We start from the raw sequence: 20362 nt of genomic DNA on the forward strand, positions 1-20362 counted from the left end.
ATCTTACGATATACGGGGGGAATAGCATGTATACAAAAAGGTTCAAAACCCTGGTTGATGTTATTACAGAACGGGGAAAGAGTGACCATAAATTTATAACCTTTATTGAGTCGGATCAAAACGAAACAACACTTACTTATAAAGATTTATATTGGGAAGCTCTAGCGTTTCTGGAGAATCTTCAGAATGCAGGAGTGAAGCAGGGACAGGAAATCGTATTTCAAATAGAAAATAATCGTCATTTTGTGAAAGCGTTTTGGGCTTGCATTCTTGGTGGTATGATCCCGGTACCTGTCAGCATCGGTAACAATGATGAGCATAGAATGAAGCTTTTTAAAATCTGGGATGTTCTTAACGATCCTTTTTTACTCATTGAGCCTAAAATATTAAAAGACCTTGAGAAATATACCCTGAAAACCAATCAGAATAACCTATTCGAAAATATCCGCCATCGTCATCAATTACTTCTTCAAGACCATGAACAACCTAAGCAATCCTTTGCAAAGATACACACCCCTCAATTGGAGGATATAGCATTTATTCAGTTTTCCTCCGGTTCCACAGGTGATCCTAAGGGAGTCATCCTTACACATCATAATCTCATTCATAACACAAGTGGAATTATAAATAGGACGGTCGTCACAGAGCAAGATTCGTTCTTGCAGTGGATGCCTCTAACCCATGATATGGGTTTAATTTACAATCATATTACCCCATTAGTTGCTGGAGTGAATCAGTACATTATGCCGACTTCGCTGTTCATTCGTCAGCCAGTACTTTGGATAAAAAAAGCTAGTGAACATCAAGTAAGCATTATATCCTCGCCAAACTTCGGATATAAGTATTTCATGCAATTTTTCAAATCCGAAAAAGCAATGAACTGGAATCTGTCCAAGATCCGTACCATCATCAATGGTGCTGAACCTATCTCTACTGAATTATGTGACGCATTTCTTGAGACATTAGCTCCTTTTGGATTAAAAAGAACGAGTATGCGAGCATCATATGGTTTAGCAGAAGCATCGGTTGGAGTTGCTATCCCGCCAATTGATGCTGACTATATAACCGTTTATGTTGATCGTAAGCACTTAAACATTGGAGAGTCTGTCTTGGAGGTAGACAAGACTTTTCATAATGCTCTGCCATTTGTTGTAGTCGGTCAGTCGTTAGATTATTGTGAAATCAGAATATGCAATGACGAGGATGAGGAAGTCGCAGATCGCGTTATTGGGCATATACAAATCAAAGGTGAAAATGTTACAAAGGGATACTATAACAACGAGAATTCGACATCCAAACTTTTGACGCTAGACGGATGGGTGAGAACTGGCGATCTGGGGTTCTTCCGTGAAGGTCAATTAGTCGTCACAGGGAGAGCAAAGGATATCATATTTGTAAATGGACAGAACGTTTACCCTCATGACATCGAGCGTATCGCTGAGGAAGTAGAAGGAGTCGAACTTAATCGTGTGGCGGCGTGTGGAGTTCGTGTTAATGGGATGGAATCAGAGGAAATTGTGGTATTTGTCGTATCCAAAAAGACGATAGAAAAATTTTCTCCAATTGCAACTCAATTAAAAAAACATTTGTATCGTCATGGAGGATGGGCGGTTCACGATATTATACCTATTAAGCAAATGCCCAAAACGACCAGTGGGAAGTTGCAGAGGTATAAGCTTGCGGCTCAGTATGAAGCGGGACATTATCAGGAGACTTCATTAGTTTTAAAAGGGATTATGGAGCAAAAAAACAAAAATCAAAAATTGCCTACACTTTCGTTTGAGATCGAAAAAGTACTTCACGATATTTGCTGCGAGGTATTACTTAGGCAAGAGGTTGATACGAGAGACAGCTATTTTGATTTAGGAGCCAATTCCCTACAACTGGTTCAGATTACAGACAAAATTGAAAATCAGCTGGGGATTAAGCTTGCAGTTACCGATTTGTTTGATCATCCCTCAATAGCTCACTTGGCAGAATTTTTAGCGAGCCCTACTGATTCTGAACAACAGCATATTCCTACGGATGATACGGATCACAATCATAGCAAGGACGTGGCTATTATTGGGCTCTCTTTGGACTTACCTGGTTCTTCATCTGTGTCACAGTATTGGGATCATATTGTCCAAGGCGATGACTGTATCGGGAACTTAGGCTCTCAACGTAAGCAAGACGCCATCGATTATTTATCAGTTGTGGATCAAAGGAAGGGAGAAGAAGAGTTTATAGAAGGCGGCTTCCTAGAAGAAATTGATAAATTTGATTATGCGTTCTTCAAGCTGAGTCCTGTGGAAGCTAGCTATATGGACCCTAATCAGAGATTGTTCCTTCAGACGGCATGGCATGCACTTGAAGATGGGGGTTATGCAGGGGATCGGATTCATGGACAAAAGGTAGGAGTTTACGTCGGCTTCTCAAAAGTGGGCTACGATTATGAGCGGATGCTCTCTAAAGGAGAACCGGACAAATTTCACCAGTATATTGTTGGAAATTTACCGTCAGTGCTGGCAAGTCGGATTTCTTACTTTCTTAATTTAAAAGGTCCAGCAGTAACAGTAGATACGGCGTGCTCCTCTTCACTTGTCGCGATTCATATGGCTTGCAAGGCGTTAGCGACGGGGGATTGCAAGATGGCGATTGCCGGAGGAATCCGAACGATGCTATTACCAGTGAAGCTGGGACTAGATATGGAATCGCCAAATTACAGAGCTCGTACCTTTGATGCAGAAGCGGATGGAACAGGTGTAGGAGAAGGGGTTGCAGCGGTTCTGTTGAAGCCTCTCGATCAAGCTTTGCAAGACGGAGACCGTATTTATGCAGTAATAAAAGGAAGTGCGGTGAATCAGGATGGTACAACGGTAGGAATTACTGCGCCTAGTCCTTCCGCACAGGCAGAAGTGGTGGAGGCGGCTTGGAATGATGCGGCTATTCACCCGGAAACTCTGTCATTTATCGAAGCCCATGGAACGGGAACTAAACTGGGGGACCCTATTGAGATTGCGGGATTGACACAAGCTTTTGAAAAATATACGGACAAAAAACAATTTTGTGCAATCGGTTCCGTCAAACCCAATATTGGTCACTTATTTGAAGCAGCAGGAGTATCCAGTCTTATTAAAGCAGTTCTGATGCTGCAAACGAGGAAGAATCCTCCGTTGGTTCATTTTAAGAAACCTAGCTCCCGTATTAATTTTGAATTGTCGCCGTTTTATTTGACGACAGAAGTAGCAGATTTAAGTTCAAATGATGCCCCACTTCGCTGCGGAGTAAGTTCTTTTGGTTTCAGTGGAACCAATGCTCATGTTGTTATGGAGGAGTTTATAGAAACGCGAACACATGAGGAATCTGTAAACACGCCGGATGGTGTTCATCTTTTTACGGTTTCTGCAAAAAATGAGCGAAGCCTGCATCATTTGGTTGAGGAATATGTGGACTATTTACGCCTAAATCCAGCGGTTTCCTTGGAGCAGATGTGCTATACCACACATATCGGCAGAGCTCATATGGAACATAAATTAGCAGTTATCACTTCCAGCCTAGAAGATTTATTACACAAGTTGGAGCGATGGACTTCCGGGAACCAACAAGAGAATGTACCTGATATGTATATAGGTTCTCAGAAACAGAGCGTTGATCATAAACGGGAAAAAGATGATACGGTAGGTCGATTGATTACAGCTATCAGAGCAAGTGCACATACAGATATTCACGCTCTACGTCAATTGGGTGAACTGTACGTCAAAGGTATGGCTATTCCATGGCAAGCGCTTTATGCGGATGAGATCAAAATAATCCAGTCGCTGCCTTTGTACCCTTTTGAACGAAATCGTTGCTGGTTTACTCCAAAAGTAGTGCAGATAAGTAACGTAGGCAGGGAGGAGAGACGTATGGAGTCCGCGTATCCAAAAGAGCTGCAAGCTACAGATCAGATCGACTACACAGCGAATATTTCCAAAGTATTAAAAGATGTAATCAGTAAAGTTTCTGGTTTTACGGTGGAACAACTGGATGAGCAGATGCATTTTCTAGAAATGGGCTTGGATTCAATTATGCTAGTTCAAGTTCAAAAAGAAATTAGAGAACAATTTAATGTGGATGTTCCCATGAACCACTTTTTTGAAAGTGTCACAAACCTGGATCGTCTAACAACGTTTATTTCAGATTTGACATATACCACCCAATCAGTTGCGGCTGCGGATGCTCTAAATACGGTCGATGATCGGACAGAAGTCAATCCGGAAAATACGGTTGCTGCAAAGCCTTCGTCCGAGTTGGGTGGCCTGGAAAAGTTACTCTCTCAACAAATTGAATTACTGAACAACCAACAGCTGGGACTTACTCAAGTGTTGACCAAACAACTGGAGATGCTTAGTGGCGGTCAAGGAGGAACTATTCAGGCAGCACCGTTAACCACAAACAAAGACACAGTCAGTGTTCAGCCTACATCTCTGCATGTTGTGGCAACTGACGTGCCTATCACTTCTACAATTAAAGTGAATCCAACTACTGAATCCAAACCCTTTGTACCCTATCAACCTCTACTGATCGGTGAGGAAAGTGGATACAGTGCGCGGCAAAATGATTTCTTACAGCGTTTTATTAAACGATATACTCAACGAACCCTTGGGTCCAAGAAATACACACAGGAAAGTCGACTGGTTCATGCCAATAATCGTCATGTGTCTGGGTTCCGATCCTATTGGAAAGAAATTGTATATCCTATCATTTCAGAGAGCGCTTCGGGTTCAAGGATATGGGATGTGGATGGGAACGAGTACATTGATTTAACTATGGGCTTCGGGGTTCATTTATTGGGTCATAATCCAGCTTGGCTAACCGATACTTTACGGAGCAATGTGCACGACCGTACGCCTTCGATCGGCCCTATGTCGAATACAGCAGGCGAGGTTGCTGCCTTGATTAGCGAGCTGACAGGTGTGGAGCGGGTTGCCTTTTACAATTCGGGGTCAGAAGCTGTTATGGTCGCTTTACGTTTGGCTAGAGCAGCTACAGGACGCTCCAAAATAGTACTATTTGCTGGTTCTTATCATGGAACATTCGATGGTGTACTTGCCGTGTCTGATCCGAACTCAAGCGGGGGAGAGGCTTTGCCCATGGCACCGGGAATCCCTTCGAGCATGATGGAGGATGTAATTGTACTCCCTTATAATCACCCGGATTCTATAAAAGCTATCAAACATTATGCACATGAACTTGCCGCCGTATTGGTGGAGCCTGTACAGAGTCGAAGACCGGATTTGCAACCAAAGGAGTTTTTGGAGCAAATTCGCGAAATAACAGCACATTCGGGAACGGCACTTATTTTTGATGAAGTAATCACAGGATTTAGAATTCATCCAGGAGGTGCTCAGGCCTGGTTTGGAATTAAAGCTGATTTAGTTACTTACGGAAAAGTGGCGGGCGGAGGTATGCCTGTTGGCATAGTCGCCGGAAGCTCAGAATTTATGGACACCGTAGATGGAGGTGTGTGGTCGTTCGGAGATAACTCCTATCCAGAAAACACGAATATTAAAACGTTCGTAGGTGGTACTTTCTGTACACATCCGCTGACCATGCATACGGCTCTAGCCACTTTGAAATATTTGAAGTCTGAAGGACCGAATCTTCAGGAACAACTGAACCGAAGAACCAACGAATGGGTAGCAGAGCTGAATACTTATTTTAAACAAAATAGTGTGCCTATCCACATGGTGAACTATGGCTCATTATTCCGGTTTGTTTCGTTTGGCGACATTGAGCTCTTTTTCCATCTGCTGATTGACAAGGGAATTTACATATGGGAAGGTCGCAATTGCTTTTTATCGACTTCTCATACAGATGGAGACCTTCAACAAATTACACAGGCTGTAAAGGAAAGTGTGGAGGAATTGAGAAAAGGGGGATTCCTACCTGACCATACGCCATCACCAGATGGAAATGGAAGCCGAAAAAATGATGTGGTTCCCCTCGAATCCTCATCGTTCCCTTTAACAAAGGAGCAGCAGCAAATTTGGTTTGCTACGCAATCCAGAAGTGATTCATCTACTGCATTCAACGAGATAGCAGCATTGCGAATGCAGGGTCAACTGCAGCTTGATACTGTAAAACGTTCAGTACAGACAATTGTGAATCGGCATGAGTCGCTACGGACGGTTATTGACCCCGATGGTGAAGAACAGCATGTTCTTGAGAATGTGAATGTGGTCATCTCCCTGAATGATTTCTCAGGATTTCCTCCATCAGAGCATGAAGAAAAGGTCAAGCAATGGTTTGAGGAAGAGGGGCAAAGAACGTTTGATCTGACGTCCAAAGAACCATTGTTCCGAACTCACATTTTACGTTTAAAACCGGATGAACATATTGTAGTATTCACGTTTCATCATATTATTGCGGATGGTTGGTCAATGGCAGTGTTTATCCGTGAATGGGAGCAAGTCTACACTTCTTTCTGCAAAGGTGAAAATATAGTCAAGCTGCCTGTACCGCCAAAATTCAGGGAATTTCAAGCTTGGCAACAGTTGGAACTAGAGCGTGCAGGAGTGAGTGAGGCAGTTTCTTACTGGGCACAGACATTGGATTCCGTCTCTGTCGCCATGGACATTCCGTCAGAGGACGGTGGTATGAAGAAACCAGCGTATAGTGGAAGAAGAATAAATATTCGGGCAGACAGTACGCTGACGAGAAAATTGAAAAAATTTAGTATTAAAGCGGGTAACAGTCTGTTTGTCACACTTTTGACAGCATATAAAGTATTTCTGCACCGTTTAACGGGAAACACCACGATAGTAGTAGGTATTCCTACCTCTGGTCAGTCTAGAATGGAACAAGTTAATTTGATCGGAAACTGTGTTAATATGCTACCGATTGTGAGCCATATTACCAGCAAAGAATCATTATTTAAGTATATGACACAAGTTAAGCGAGTCATGCAGGAAGTCGAACCGCTTCAAAACTACTCTTTTGCTGATCTAATTGAGCGTATAGAAAACATACTGATTCCTGAAATGAATGTCATCTTCAACATGGATCGACCGATGCAGAATTTTCATTTTCATGGACTGGATGTTGAATTGATACCGACACCGATCCTGTACTCCAAATATGACATGTTTCTCAATGTGATGGAGGTTGAAGGAGAGCTTTGGTTTGATTTTGATATTAAAGCTAGCTTGGCCGCATCAGAAACAATGCAGATTTGGGCAAAGTACTTTTTGCACATCCTGAACACGATTGCTGATGGGCAGGAACGGGATTTTGTAGATATCTCACTCTTAAATCAGGATGAACTGAAATATGGGGCTAAAAACTACAGGGACTATGTGGAACTCGAATCCAGCGACATTACGGACAATGATTCACCAAGAGCCATCTATTTACTGGATCATTATCTGCAACCTGCGCCTGTGGGGACGATCGGGGAATTGCATGTAGTACAGGAAAACGAATCGCCTTCCGAAAATTTAGTATATTTACCGACAGGAATCCTGGCTTTGCGAACCGCAAACGGTGAATTACAATTGTTGGGACCTGTTCAGAAGCGAGCCTATATAAAAGGACATGCCATATATACTGAACAGCTTGAACGATTTATTACCTCTATTCCACAAATTAGCGAATGCCAAGTGATAGCCCAGAGCACAGACGGCAGAGCAGACACACATTTGGTTGCTTATGTTACGAGTATTAATGATGGAATAGAGGAAATTCTTCGCAAGCAATTGCGAAATCATTTGCAAGACCAATGGGTACCTCAACAGATCGTACAGCTTGAAAACATGCCCTTAAATTCGCAGGGATATGTAGACTTGTCGCAGCTTTCTACTATGAAACAAGCTGTTAGCAAAGAACCTGTTGAGGCAGTTAGTAGCACGGAGAGAAAAGTAGGAGAAATTTGGGAAACGGTGCTGGGATTAAATCGTGTTAGATCTGATGACAATTTCTTTGATCTAGGAGGAGATTCGTTGAAGGCGACTCTCTTGCTTGCCAGAGTTCATCAAGAGTTTGGCAAACGAATCCCTTTGAATGTACTTTTCCATTCACCGACAGTTTCGACCTTGGCCAAGGTGATCGAAGGAGCCAAACAAGGAACAGCCGTTTCTATTAAAAAGCTCGAAGAATGTACGCATTATGCAGTATCAGATGCCCAAAGGCGTATGTTTGTCTTACAGGATATGGGGATAGGTACAGCCTACAATATTACGGGTCAGGTGCGTATTGATGGGGATCTAGATATCCCTCGTCTTCAGAAGGCTTGCCTGGATTTGATCCGGCGTCATGAATCATTTCGTACTTCTTTTAATATCGTGGATGGCGAAATTGTACAAGTTATTCATGATGAGCCGACTTTTGAAATCAAAGTCACAGAAATATTGGAGAAAGATGCAGACGAGATGAGTCGCTTGTTTGTCCGTCCGTTTGATCTGCGCCAATGGCCACTTTTCAGAGCAGAATTGTTTCGCTTTGAGGCTAATAAACATATGTTGGTCATGGATATGCATCACAGTATTGCAGATGGGCTTTCGTTATCCATTTTCCTTAATGAACTCGTACAACTGTACCGGAGTGAAATTTTAGCTCCGATCCAAATTCAATATAAAGATTTTGTTGCATGGCAAAAGGAACAGTATACCAGTAATCGTTTGTTTGAACAGGAACATTATTGGAAAAATGTTTTGAACGGAGAATTACCTATACTGGCAATGCCTACGGACTTCCCTAGACCATTACATCAAAGCTACGAAGGGGCTGTATTGTCGTATAACATCACTTCAGCGATGACAGAAGAATTAAAGAAGCTTGCCAAAAATACGGGGACTACAGCTTTTATGATCCTGCTTGCGGCTTATAATATACTGCTCGCAAAGTATACGGGTCAGGAAGATATTATTGTAGGAACAGCGGTGGCAGGGCGTCAGCATCCGAACACGGAAACGATGATGGGGATGTTTGTCAACACGTTAGCTTTGCGGAACCGTCCGTCTCCTCAGCGTAGTTTTCATTCATTTTTGCAAGAGGTCAAAGAAACGACTCTACGAGCTATGGATTATCAAGACTATCCTTTTGAAGCATTGATTGAGAGACTGGATATCCGTCGTGACCAAGGACGCAATCCTTTGTTTGATACGATGTTTGTCATGCAGAATTTTGAGATGAGTTCTCTTGAAGCCAATGGAGTAAAATTTCATCCAAGTGAATTCAATCCAGGGATTTCCCAATTCGACTTGGTACTAAGTGCTGACGAATGGCAGGAGGGTCTGGCCTTACGCTTCAATTATTGTACCCAATTGTTCCGATCAGAAACGATTGATCGCCTTGCTAGCCTCTATATACAAATACTACGCTCCATTTTGAAACAACCTTGGAGCGAGATTGGGAAGTTGGAATGGTTGCCTGAGGAAGAGAAGTTACAGCTAATACACGGCTTTAACACTTTTGATCCGCCATCTTCATCGATAGTGAAGAAACAAGAAACGCTGCACTTGCAATTCGAAGAGCAAGCCCTCAAAAGTCCGGATCAAGTAGCTGTAGTTCATCAGGGACATGTGATTACTTATAAAGAGCTGAACGAGAAATCAAATCAGCTGGCGAGGGCATTAATGAAGCGGGGAGTAGGGGCAGACACTGTAGTCGGATTAATGGCGGGCCGTTCATTAGATTTGGCCGTGGGTATGTTGGCTATTTTAAAAGCCGGTGGTGCCTATCTTCCAATCGACAGTTCTTATCCAGAAGAACGAATTCACTTTATGCTTGAGGATAGCGGGGCTCCGCTCCTGTTGTTGAATGACTCATCTAATTACAATGCTACTACTTATGAAGGCTTAGTCCTAAATATGGACGATGATGAGTGGTATAAAACAGAAAGCAAGTTGTCTTCCAAGTGGGAATCGGATTCAAGTCATTTGGCATATGTGATCTATACATCGGGCTCAACCGGTACTCCTAAAGGAGTTTGTATTGAGCATCGAGCGATATTAAATACGTTATCTTGGAGAATAAATGAATACGCACTAGAAGCAACAGACCGTATCCTGCCATTGCTGTCTAGCTCATTTGATGCTTTTGTGGGTGCCTTTTTTACTCCGCTGCTGTCTGGAAGTACGGTGGTGCTGCCTACGAATGAGGAATTGAGTGAATTATCGGCTCTGAAGGCCTTAATTTTATCAAGTCATATTACACATCTCGTGTGTACTCCTTCCATGTACATGTCTGTTATAGAGGGTCTGGCTCCAGATGAAGCCATGTCTCTCAAGGTTGTAACGTTAGGCGGTGAGAAAGCAACGAAACGGTTGGTAGAAGCCAGCCAAGCCAAACATCCCGGCATTCAATTGTTCAATGAATATGGCCCAACAGAAAATAGCGTAGTTACAACGATGTTACGAGATATGGGGCCTGAAGAAGTGGGGTGTATTGGAAAGCCGATTCCCAATACGGGTGTTCTCATTCTGGATCAATACTTGCAGTTGCGACCAATAGGACTTCCAGGAGAATTATGTGTTTGGGGTAAAGGTATTGCGCGAGAATATCGTAATCGCCCTGAGCTTACGGCGCAGAAATTTATCCCGCATCCTTATTTGGACAATATGAAGCTCTACAGAACAGGAGATTTGGTGAGATGGTTACCTGACGGAACGCTAGAGTATCTTGGCCGAGCAGATCAACAAGTTAAAATCAGAGGCTACCGGATTGAGCCAGGTGAAATTGAAAGCACATTGTTGGCTCACAGAGCGGTAAAAGAGGCAGCAGTAGTGATTAAAGGAACAGATGACAATCCGTATTTATGCGCTTATGCCGTTTTGCGGGAATCAGTTACAGTAGATATTTTGAAAGACTATTTGTCGTCAAGCCTGCCTCACTATATGGTACCAGCCCATGTAATTTTGTTGGATGCGATGCCGCTGACAGCAAATGGTAAAGTTAGTAAAAATGCATTGCCTGAACCAGGTGATCATCTCCACAAAGAATTACAGCACGTTGGGCCCAATAATGAAACGGAGCAGCTATTGATCGAAATGTGGCAGGATCTGCTGGAGATTTCGCCGATTGGTATACACGATCATTTTTTTGAAATAGGTGGGCACTCGATGAAAGCTACTCTGTTGACTGCGAAAATCAACGAGGTCTTTCATATCGAAATTTCGACTCAAGATATATTTGGGGCACCAACAATCGAAGCACTCTCCAAGAAAATACTTGCTGCCAAGCCAACAGATTATCGACGAATTGAGGCAGTGACTGAGGAAGCTTATTATGAGGTTTCTCCAGCACAATCCAGATTGTTGGCCGTGCTACCGCTGGATGAGACGGGTGTGGCTTACAACATGTCGGCAGCATTGATGATCGAAGGTCATGTAGATCGAAGAAGAGTGGAGCGTACCTTTGAGCAATTAGTAGCCCGGCACGAAGCATTTCGGACCTCTTTCGGATATGTGGATGATAGAGCGGTGCAATTTGTACAACCAGAGGTAAGCTTTGAACTTGGCTTTGCCCGGGCTGCTGGTGATATTACGACAAAGGGTATAGATACATTGATTCGTAATTTCATACGGCCTTTTGATGTTGGTAAAGCCCCGCTATTGCGGGCGGAGCTTCATCAAATGGATCGGGATAAATGTATGCTTCTTATTGATATGCACCATTTGATAGCCGACGGTACTTCTATCGACACCATTATTAACGAATGGAACAAGCTGTACAAGGGAGAAGAACTGCCCGTTTTACCGCTTCAATACAAAGATTACTCTGCTTGGCTCAGATCGAATACAGAAATTCATGCAAAGCAGGAACAATATTGGCTTGAGCAATATAAGGGAGAACTGCCCGTTCTAGATCTACCTACAGACTATCAGCGCCCACAATTGCAGAGTTTTGTTGGAGATATGGTGAAAATTGAGCTGTCCGAAAAGCTTGTAGAACAGTTGAACCTCACTTGTCTTCAAACAGATAGCACTCTCTTTATGCTCTTATTTGCTGCCTATAATGTGCTGTTGGGGAAATATGCGGGACAAGAAGATGTCGTAATTGGTATTCCAACGTCTGGACGAACGCATGCAGATACCAACGGGATCGTAGGGTTATTCGTTAATACACTAGCTATTCGGAACCATCCGGCTAGTCATAAGAGCTTCAAAACCTTTTTGAACGAAGTAAAAGAAAACACGCTACAAGCTCTGCAAAATCAATCGTATTCATTTGCCGAACTGGTTGATAAGCTGTCCATCAAGAGAGACTTGAGTCGAAATCCGTTATTTGACACGATGTTCTCCTTTATGAACACGGATGCACAGCAGTGGCAAGCTGATAACCTTTACTTTGAGTTATATCCATTCAAAACGGGGATTTCCAAATTCGATCTTGTACTGAATGCCGAACAAAAGGCTGGGAGAGTTCATCTAGAATTTGAGTACAGTACAAAACTGTATAAAAAAGAAACCATTGAGCTTCTCGTCGAGCATTACCTAAATGTATTAGAGGAAATAGTCCAAAACGCTGATATGGCATTGACTGATATTAATCTCCTAAGCGCAACAGAAGCGGCTGCTATAGAGGAGCGTTATAACAGCACTGATATAGCTTATCCACAGCCGAGACCTATACATCATTATATTGAGGAGCAGGCTGGCAAAAGACCTGATGCTAGAGCCGTTATCTATCAAGATCAGGTGCTGACCTATAAGGAATTAAATGATCAGGCGAATGCGATAGCAGGCGATTTGTTGGCTAAAGGAATTGGACTTGGAAGTTATGTACCTATACTCATGGAACGGAGCCTGGAACTGGTAGTATCCATACTGGCTGTTATGAAAACAGGGGCTGCTTTTTCGCCTCTTGATACAGAGTGGCCTATTGATCGCTTACAGAGCGCTTTGCAGGATTTGGGAAGTTCTATCCTACTGGTCAATTCAAGTACTCCTATCAGTTCAGAAATAAATGCTGGAGAGTATCTAGCTATAGACTGCTCTGTAGTCGAAAAGAGGAGTAACGCTATCAGTAACCCGGTAGTAGATGTAGATATGGAATCACCAATCTATGTCATCTTCACTTCGGGTTCAACCGGCAAACCAAAAGGAGTTATTGCTGCCCATAAAGGAATCACCAATCGTTTTCTATGGATGAATGACTATTTTGGAACATCGGCTGCACAAAGTGTTCTCCAGACGACTCATCATGTATACGACAGCGCGGTCTGGCAATTGTTCTGGCCATTAATGAACGGTGGCACAACTGTTTTGCCGGAAACAGGCATGACAGTGGATGCTACGTACATGACAAATATTATTGAACAGGAGCGTATTTCTTTTACAGACTTCGTTCCATCCGTATTTAATGCTATTGTCAACCAGTTAGATCAAAATTCAACTCGAACTAAGCAATTGGATTCTCTTCAACAAGTTATTCTTGGTGGTGAGGAAATTACGCCATCGACAGTTCATACGTTTTTAACCATTTTTCCTCATGTTCAAATCACGAACCTGTATGGTCCAACGGAGGCAAGTATTGGCTGTGTTGCTTATCGAGTGACAGGAGATGAAGACAGAATTCCGATCGGAAAGCCAATTGCCAATACTAAGATTTATATATTGGACTCTGGACTAAAGAGGGTTCCCGTAGGAGTTACAGGAGAAATGTATATTGCAGGTACACCACTTGGGATTGGATATTTGAATGATCCGATCAAAACGAAGGCCAGCTTTATAGATAATCCTTATTCAATGCCTGGCTATGAAAAGCTCTATAAAACGGGGGATTTAGCTAAATACTTGCCTGACGGTAATATTGCATTCCTGGGTAGATCCGATTTTCAGGTCAAAATTCGCGGGTACAGGATTGAACTTAGTGAAATTGAATATCATCTTTTAGGCATAGCTGAAATTCAGGAAACTGTCGTGATGGTCAAAGAAAATAAGGGAAGTTCTTATTTATGCGCTTATGTGGTATCAGCTAACCCAGTAGATACGGATCGTATCAAAATACAGTTGGCTAAGGAGCTTCCTGATTACATGATACCTTCGGTGTATGTTCCGCTTGACATGATTCCCATAACACCAGGCGGAAAGATTAACCGTAAAGCATTACCTGAACCTGACTGGAGCGGTGCCTTAGAAGTAGAGTATGTGGAACCAACAGGTGAGACTGAAGTATTGCTGGCCCACATATGGGAGGAAGTGCTTGCCGTAACAGGCGTAAGTGCGACTCACAACTTCTTTGATTTGGGAGGAGACTCTATTAAGGGTCTGCAAATCGTCTCACGTTTGAACACGCATGGCTACAAGCTAAGCATTAAAGAATTATTTTTGTACCCTCAGATTAGACAATTGAGCCCATTCGTTAAGGTGATCCGTCGGAAGATTAGTCAGGAAGCCATTGAGGGAGAGCTGCCTTTAACGCCAATACAGCAGCGATTCTTCCATCTACAGAAGGTAAGTCCTCAGCATTTTAATCAGTCCGTCATGCTATTTTCTGAAGACGGTTTTGATGAGCAAGGGATTATGGCTGCATTTGACTGCATTGTTAAACATCATGATGCCTTAAGGATGACATTCTGTCAGAGAGAAGATCGCATCGTTCAATACAATGAAGGACTAAACAATCAACCACTATCCTTGACGATAAAATCACTGCCTGAAGGTCTACCAGCAGAAGCATGGATTGAGCAAGAAGCGACGGCTATTCAAAGTAGTTTCGATCTCACCACCGGTCCTTTAATGAAGCTTGGATTATTCCGGACTGCTGAAGGGGATCACCTGCTCATTGCGGTTCATCACCTGGTAGTTGATGGGGTTTCGTGGAGAATTATTTTACAAGATTTTACGTCCCTTTATCAGCAATATCAGCAGGGGACAGCACTACACTTGCCAGACAAAACGGATTCTTACCGCTCATGGGCACAAGAAATAAGCCAATATGCAACAAGCGAGGAGCTGGCGCAGGAACTGGAATACTGGGCACAGCTGGAGCAAACTCAGTCTGGAGCGTTGCCTAAAGACAGCTCCTATGAAACCAACATGTTGCGTGATAGTGAAAATGTAACTGTATCACTTGATAATGAGAACACTAGCAAATTGTTAAGACAGGTGCACCAGGCCTACAATACTGAAATTAATGACATTTTGCTCACTGCTCTTGGATTAAGTATCAAAGAATGGACTCAGCAGTCTCGTGTGTTGATCTATCTTGAAGGGCATGGGCGAGAAGAAGTATTTCAGGAAATGAACATTTCCAGAACTGTTGGCTGGTTCACAACAATGTATCCATTTTTACTGGAAGTGGACAATGCGCATGATCTCTCATATCAGATTAAGAACATCAAAGACAGTCTTAGAAGGATACCGAACAAGGGCTTTGGGTATGGGGTATTAAACTATGCTCAAGTGAATGAGTCTGGTGTGACTGCATTTCAGGCCGCTCCTGAAATTGCCTTTAATTATATGGGGCGTTTTGATACGGAACTAGATACAGATGTATTTACACTTTCTAAATTTTCCTCAGGAGAAGAGGCTAGTCCCTTCACGGAAAGATCTGTAGCGTTAGATATCAACTGCATTATTAATGAAAGCGAACAATTAATTATTACATGCAACTATAACAAGCAAGAATACCAGCAACAAACCATTGAACAACTATTATTTTTATTCCAAAAACATTTGACGAATCTAATCGACCATTGCTGCAGCAAACAAGTAACGGAACAAAGTCCAACTGATTTTCTCTATGACAAGTTGTCAATCGATGAGTTTCAGAACCTGTCCCAACTTTTAAGTAACAAACTAAACTTGTAGCAAAGTGGTGAGCCGTATGAGAAACGCACTCATTCAAAACATTTATCCATTGACACCCATGCAGGAGGGGCTTCTATATCACTCCATTTTAGACGAGCACTCAGAAGCATATTTTGATCAAACGGTCATTACCATAAATGAACGGTTGAATGCAGAGACGCTGAAGGAAAGCTTTCAAACCCTAATTGACCGTTATGATGTGTTACGGACTGTGTTTGTTTATAAAGAAACAGACCAACCGTTACAAGTCGTGCTGGCTAATAAAGAAGCAACGATTGATTATAGAGACATTACAGAATTAAATGAAGCAGAACAACGTTTATATGTTGATAATTTTACGATTAATGATCGGAAAATGCGTTTTGATCTTGAAAAGGATCTCCTGATTCGGATAAGTGTTCTTGCATTAAGTGATACAAGCTGCAAAATGGTTCTAAGCTTTCATCACATCATTATGGATGGCTGGTGTATTGGTACCATTGCGAAGGATCTGTTCCAAATTTACAGAGCTTATTCCATCAAGCAGAAGCCAGAATTGGACGCTGTATTTCCGTATAGCCGATATATCAGTTGGTTAGGGCAGCAAAATAAGAAGACAGCTCTTGCTTATTGGGAACAACAATTATCAGGTGTGGAAGAGCAAAGTGGCTTACCTCTTAGCAGCAAGTCAACTGAGGATGGAAGCTACAAGCTGAACAACCATATTTTTACCTTGGATGAGCAGTTAACCCGTGGTTTGGAAATGATAGCACAGCAAAATCAGGTAACCTTAAGTTCTGTATTTCACGGGATATGGGGTCTGTTGCTGCAAAGATACAATGACACCAAGGATGTGGTATTTGGTTCCGTTGTTTCCGGCCGTCCAGCTGAGCTGGAAGGGTCGGAGAAAATGGTTGGATTATTTATTAATACGATTCCTGTACGTATTTGTCATAAAGAAGCACAAACATTTTCTCAAATAATTAAACAATTTCAGCAGAACATGATGGAATCGGGGAAGTACCATTTTCTATCCTTGGCTGATATCCAGATGCTAACCCCACTGGGTAAGAACTTGATCCACCATATCATAGCGTTCGAGAACTACCCAATTACTGAAGAGCTTGCGGGTGGAGAAGGAGAACAGCTTGTTTCAATTGTGGAAACCGAAGGTTTTGAGCAAACGAATTATGATTTTAATATTGGAGTCATTCCTGGTAAAGAATTGAAAGTTAAGTTCGGCTATAACAGTATTGCTTATCAAGCTTCAGATATTCAAAGAATTGAACTGCATCTAAAACAAATAGCTGAACAGGTAGTCTCTAATCCGCACATGGATGTGGACGATATTGATTTGCTTTCTGGCGAGGAAAAACACAGAATCCTGCGAGATTTTAATGATACAGATGCCTTGTATCCTCAAAGTCAAACGATTCAACAGCTTTTCGAAGAGCAGGCGGCGCTGACGCCGAATCGTTTGGCAGCAGCATTTGCTGATGGGCGGTTAACTTATCTGGAATTGAACGAACGGGCTAATCGATTGGCTCGCGTCTTGAGGATGAAAGGGGTGCAAACTGGCCAGATTGTTGGGATTGCAGCCTATCGCTCACCGGAGATGCTAGTCGGGATCATGGCTATTCTTAAGGCAGGGGGAGCTTACTTGCCAATCAATCCAGAGGATCCTCTGGAGCGAATTCAATATATAGCGGGTAACAGCGGCGCTTCCATCCTGCTGGTGCAGCAGGAAATCCAATCTACATTGAAGGATCTTTCACAGAATATCAGCGTGCTTGCGATCGGAGCAGACTGGGCAACTGAAAAAACTAATCTTGAACCTTACAGTGGGCCGGAGGATGTAGCTTACGTAATTTATACTTCCGGTTCTACAGGTAAGCCTAAAGGGGTTATGATTCGTCACACCTCTATAGTGAATCGACTTCATTGGATGCAAAAAAAGTATCCGATTGGTGTGGACGATACCATTTTACAGAAAACACCTTACACCTTTGATGTTTCTGTATGGGAACTATTTTGGTGGGCTATAGCCGGAGCTTCAGTCTACTTTCTTCCACCTGATGGGGAGAAGGATCCCAAGCTACTGGTGAACACGGTGGCAGAGCAGAAAATTACAACCCTTCATTTTGTACCTTCCATGTTGTCTGTTTTTTTGGAGTATGTTGAGCAGCACCAAGCAGAGGGAAAACTCAGCAGTATTAAACGAGTTTTCGCTAGCGGGGAGGCACTAACAGTAAAGCAAGCCAGACGGTTTAATACTCTGCTTCGAAAGCCGAATGGCACAACTCTGCATAATTTATACGGACCAACAGAGGCAACAGTGGATGCAACATGGTTTGATTGCCCGGATGGAGATGATTTGCAGAGTATTCCAATCGGTAAGCCGATTGACAATAACCGGTTGTACATTTTGGATCAGGAGGGGAGACTGCTTCCTGTCGGTATTCCGGGGGAACTTTATATTGCTGGTACAGGAGTAGCCCAAGGCTACATTAATCAACCTGATCTAACGGACGAAAGATTCACAGATAGTCCCTTCGTTATCGGAGAGCGCATGTATAAAACAGGGGACTTGGCAAAGTGGCTTCCTGACGGCAATGTGGAGTATCTCGGAAGAACAGACCATCAGGTGAAAATTCGTGGATATCGTATTGAGACTGGAGAAATCGAAAAGGTCCTGCTCTCTCATCATGACATCAGAGAGGCCGTTGTTCTATCTAGAAAAGACCAAGAGGACGAAACGTATTTATGCGCTTATATTGTGTCTGACCGTGAACTCTTAACACAGGAAATACGATCCTATTTGAAAGCGTCTCTACCCTTGTATATGGTACCTGCTCATCTAATACAGATTGCTGCGATACCTCTTACGACTAATGGAAAGGTGAACCGAGGAGCGCTTCCTGAGCCCCATCATGTGATTCGGGAGCAGGGGTTTGTAGCTCCTCGTACAGATACAGAAACTCGTCTAGTACGTTTGTGGGAGGATATTCTGCATGTGAGCCCAATAGGTGTACACAGCCATTTTTTTGAACTGGGTGGACATTCGCTAAAGGCTACAATACTGATCGGGAAAATTATTCGAGAATTCCAGGTCGAGTTGCCTATGCGTGAAATATTTGAGTATCCAACTGTGGAAAGCATGAGCAAACTCATTGAACGTACCATCGGGAGAGGGGCAGGTACATTTACCGAAATTGCTCTACTTTCTGGTCAAACCTATTATCCGGTTTCCTCCTCGCAAAGACGTCAGATGATACTGCATCAACTTGAAGGAGCGGAACTGGTTTACAATATGCCTTCTGTCATGCTCGTTCAAGGCCATCTGGATCAGGAGCGGTTGAAAATGGCATTCACCACTCTGATTAACAGGCATGAAGCATTGCGCACTTCATTTTCATGGATCAACGGAGAGCCAGTTCAAAGCGTACATGACGAAGTAGAATTTGAGTTGAAGATTCATAGTCTGACCAGCAAAGAGGATTTAGAGGAACAGCAAATAGAAACGGTGCTAAGTGAATTTGTCCAACCGTTTGACCTGAGCCGTGCCCCTTTATTAAGAGGCGAGCTGATTCCGTTGACAGAGAACCAAAATATGCTGCTGGTTGATTTGCACCATATTATTTCGGATGGCGTTTCTATGTCTATTATTATGGATGAATTTGTAAAATCGTATGATGGACAAGCACTTCCGCCTCTATCCGTTCAGTACAAAGATTATGCTAGCTGGCATAATGAGCAAGTAAATCATGGATTTATTAAAGATCAGGAATCCTACTGGCTGGACATCTTTAAAAATGAGCCACCTGTACTGGAGCTACCAACGGATTTTCCAAGACCGTCTATTCAAAGCTATGAAGGTAACACGGTATCTCGAATTCTGGGCGATGATATAACAGAGCCACTTCATAAACTCGCAGCTGAAACTCAAAGTACATTATTCATGATTTTACTGGCTGTATATAACGTTGTTTTGTCCAAGCATGCACGACAAGATGACATTGTCATCGGTACGCCGGTTGCTGGGAGGAGACATCCAGACACGGAAAAGATCGTCGGCATGTTTGTCAATACGTTGGCACTGCGTACTAGCCCTTCATCGGAGAAGAGTCTTTCTGCTTTTTTGGATGAAGTTAAGGAAGCGGTTTTATCTGCTTTTGAGCATCAGGAATATCCCTTTGAGCAATTGGTCGAAAAGCTTGCGCTGCGGAGAGATGTGAGCCGAAGCCCGATCTTCGACACCATGTTTGTTATGCAAAATACAAAAGGGCAACCCCTACAATCTAGTGGGTTGGAATTCAAACCGTTTCCGTTCAATCCAGGTGTTTCCCGATTTGATTTAACCTTGAGCGCGGAAGAAACAGGCAGCTACCTTCATTTAAATTTGGAGTACAACAGTGCTTTGTTCCAAAAGGACACTGTCGAACGCTTCTTGGATCATATGGTGGTGGTGCTAAGGTCTTTTGTAGCTAATAGCACACAAACGATAGGTGATACAGATTTATTAACAACGGTAGAAAAAGAAGTGATTTTGAAGAAATTCAACGGGACGGCTGCGCCTTATCCAAGGGAGAAGACGATTCATCAATTGT

2 protein-coding genes are annotated in these 20362 nt (G+C 42.8%); both read left to right on the plus strand.

Annotation, left to right across the window (positions count from 1 at the left end):
* The first annotated feature begins 26 nt into the window (after positions 1-26).
* Positions 27-15776 carry a non-ribosomal peptide synthetase gene (locus HFD99_RS20390; protein ID WP_167440991.1) on the plus strand — a complete coding sequence of 5250 codons (15750 nt, stop codon included), beginning with the start codon at positions 27-29 and terminating at the stop codon, positions 15774-15776.
* 16 nt (positions 15777-15792) lie between these two features.
* The coding region (locus tag HFD99_RS20395; protein WP_167440992.1) for a non-ribosomal peptide synthetase at positions 15793-20362 on the plus strand (4570 nt) is incomplete at its 3' end.

The organism is Paenibacillus sp. EKM301P (assembly GCF_011800295.1).
In the GTDB taxonomy this organism is placed as follows: Bacteria; Bacillota; Bacilli; order Paenibacillales; family Paenibacillaceae; genus Paenibacillus; species Paenibacillus polymyxa.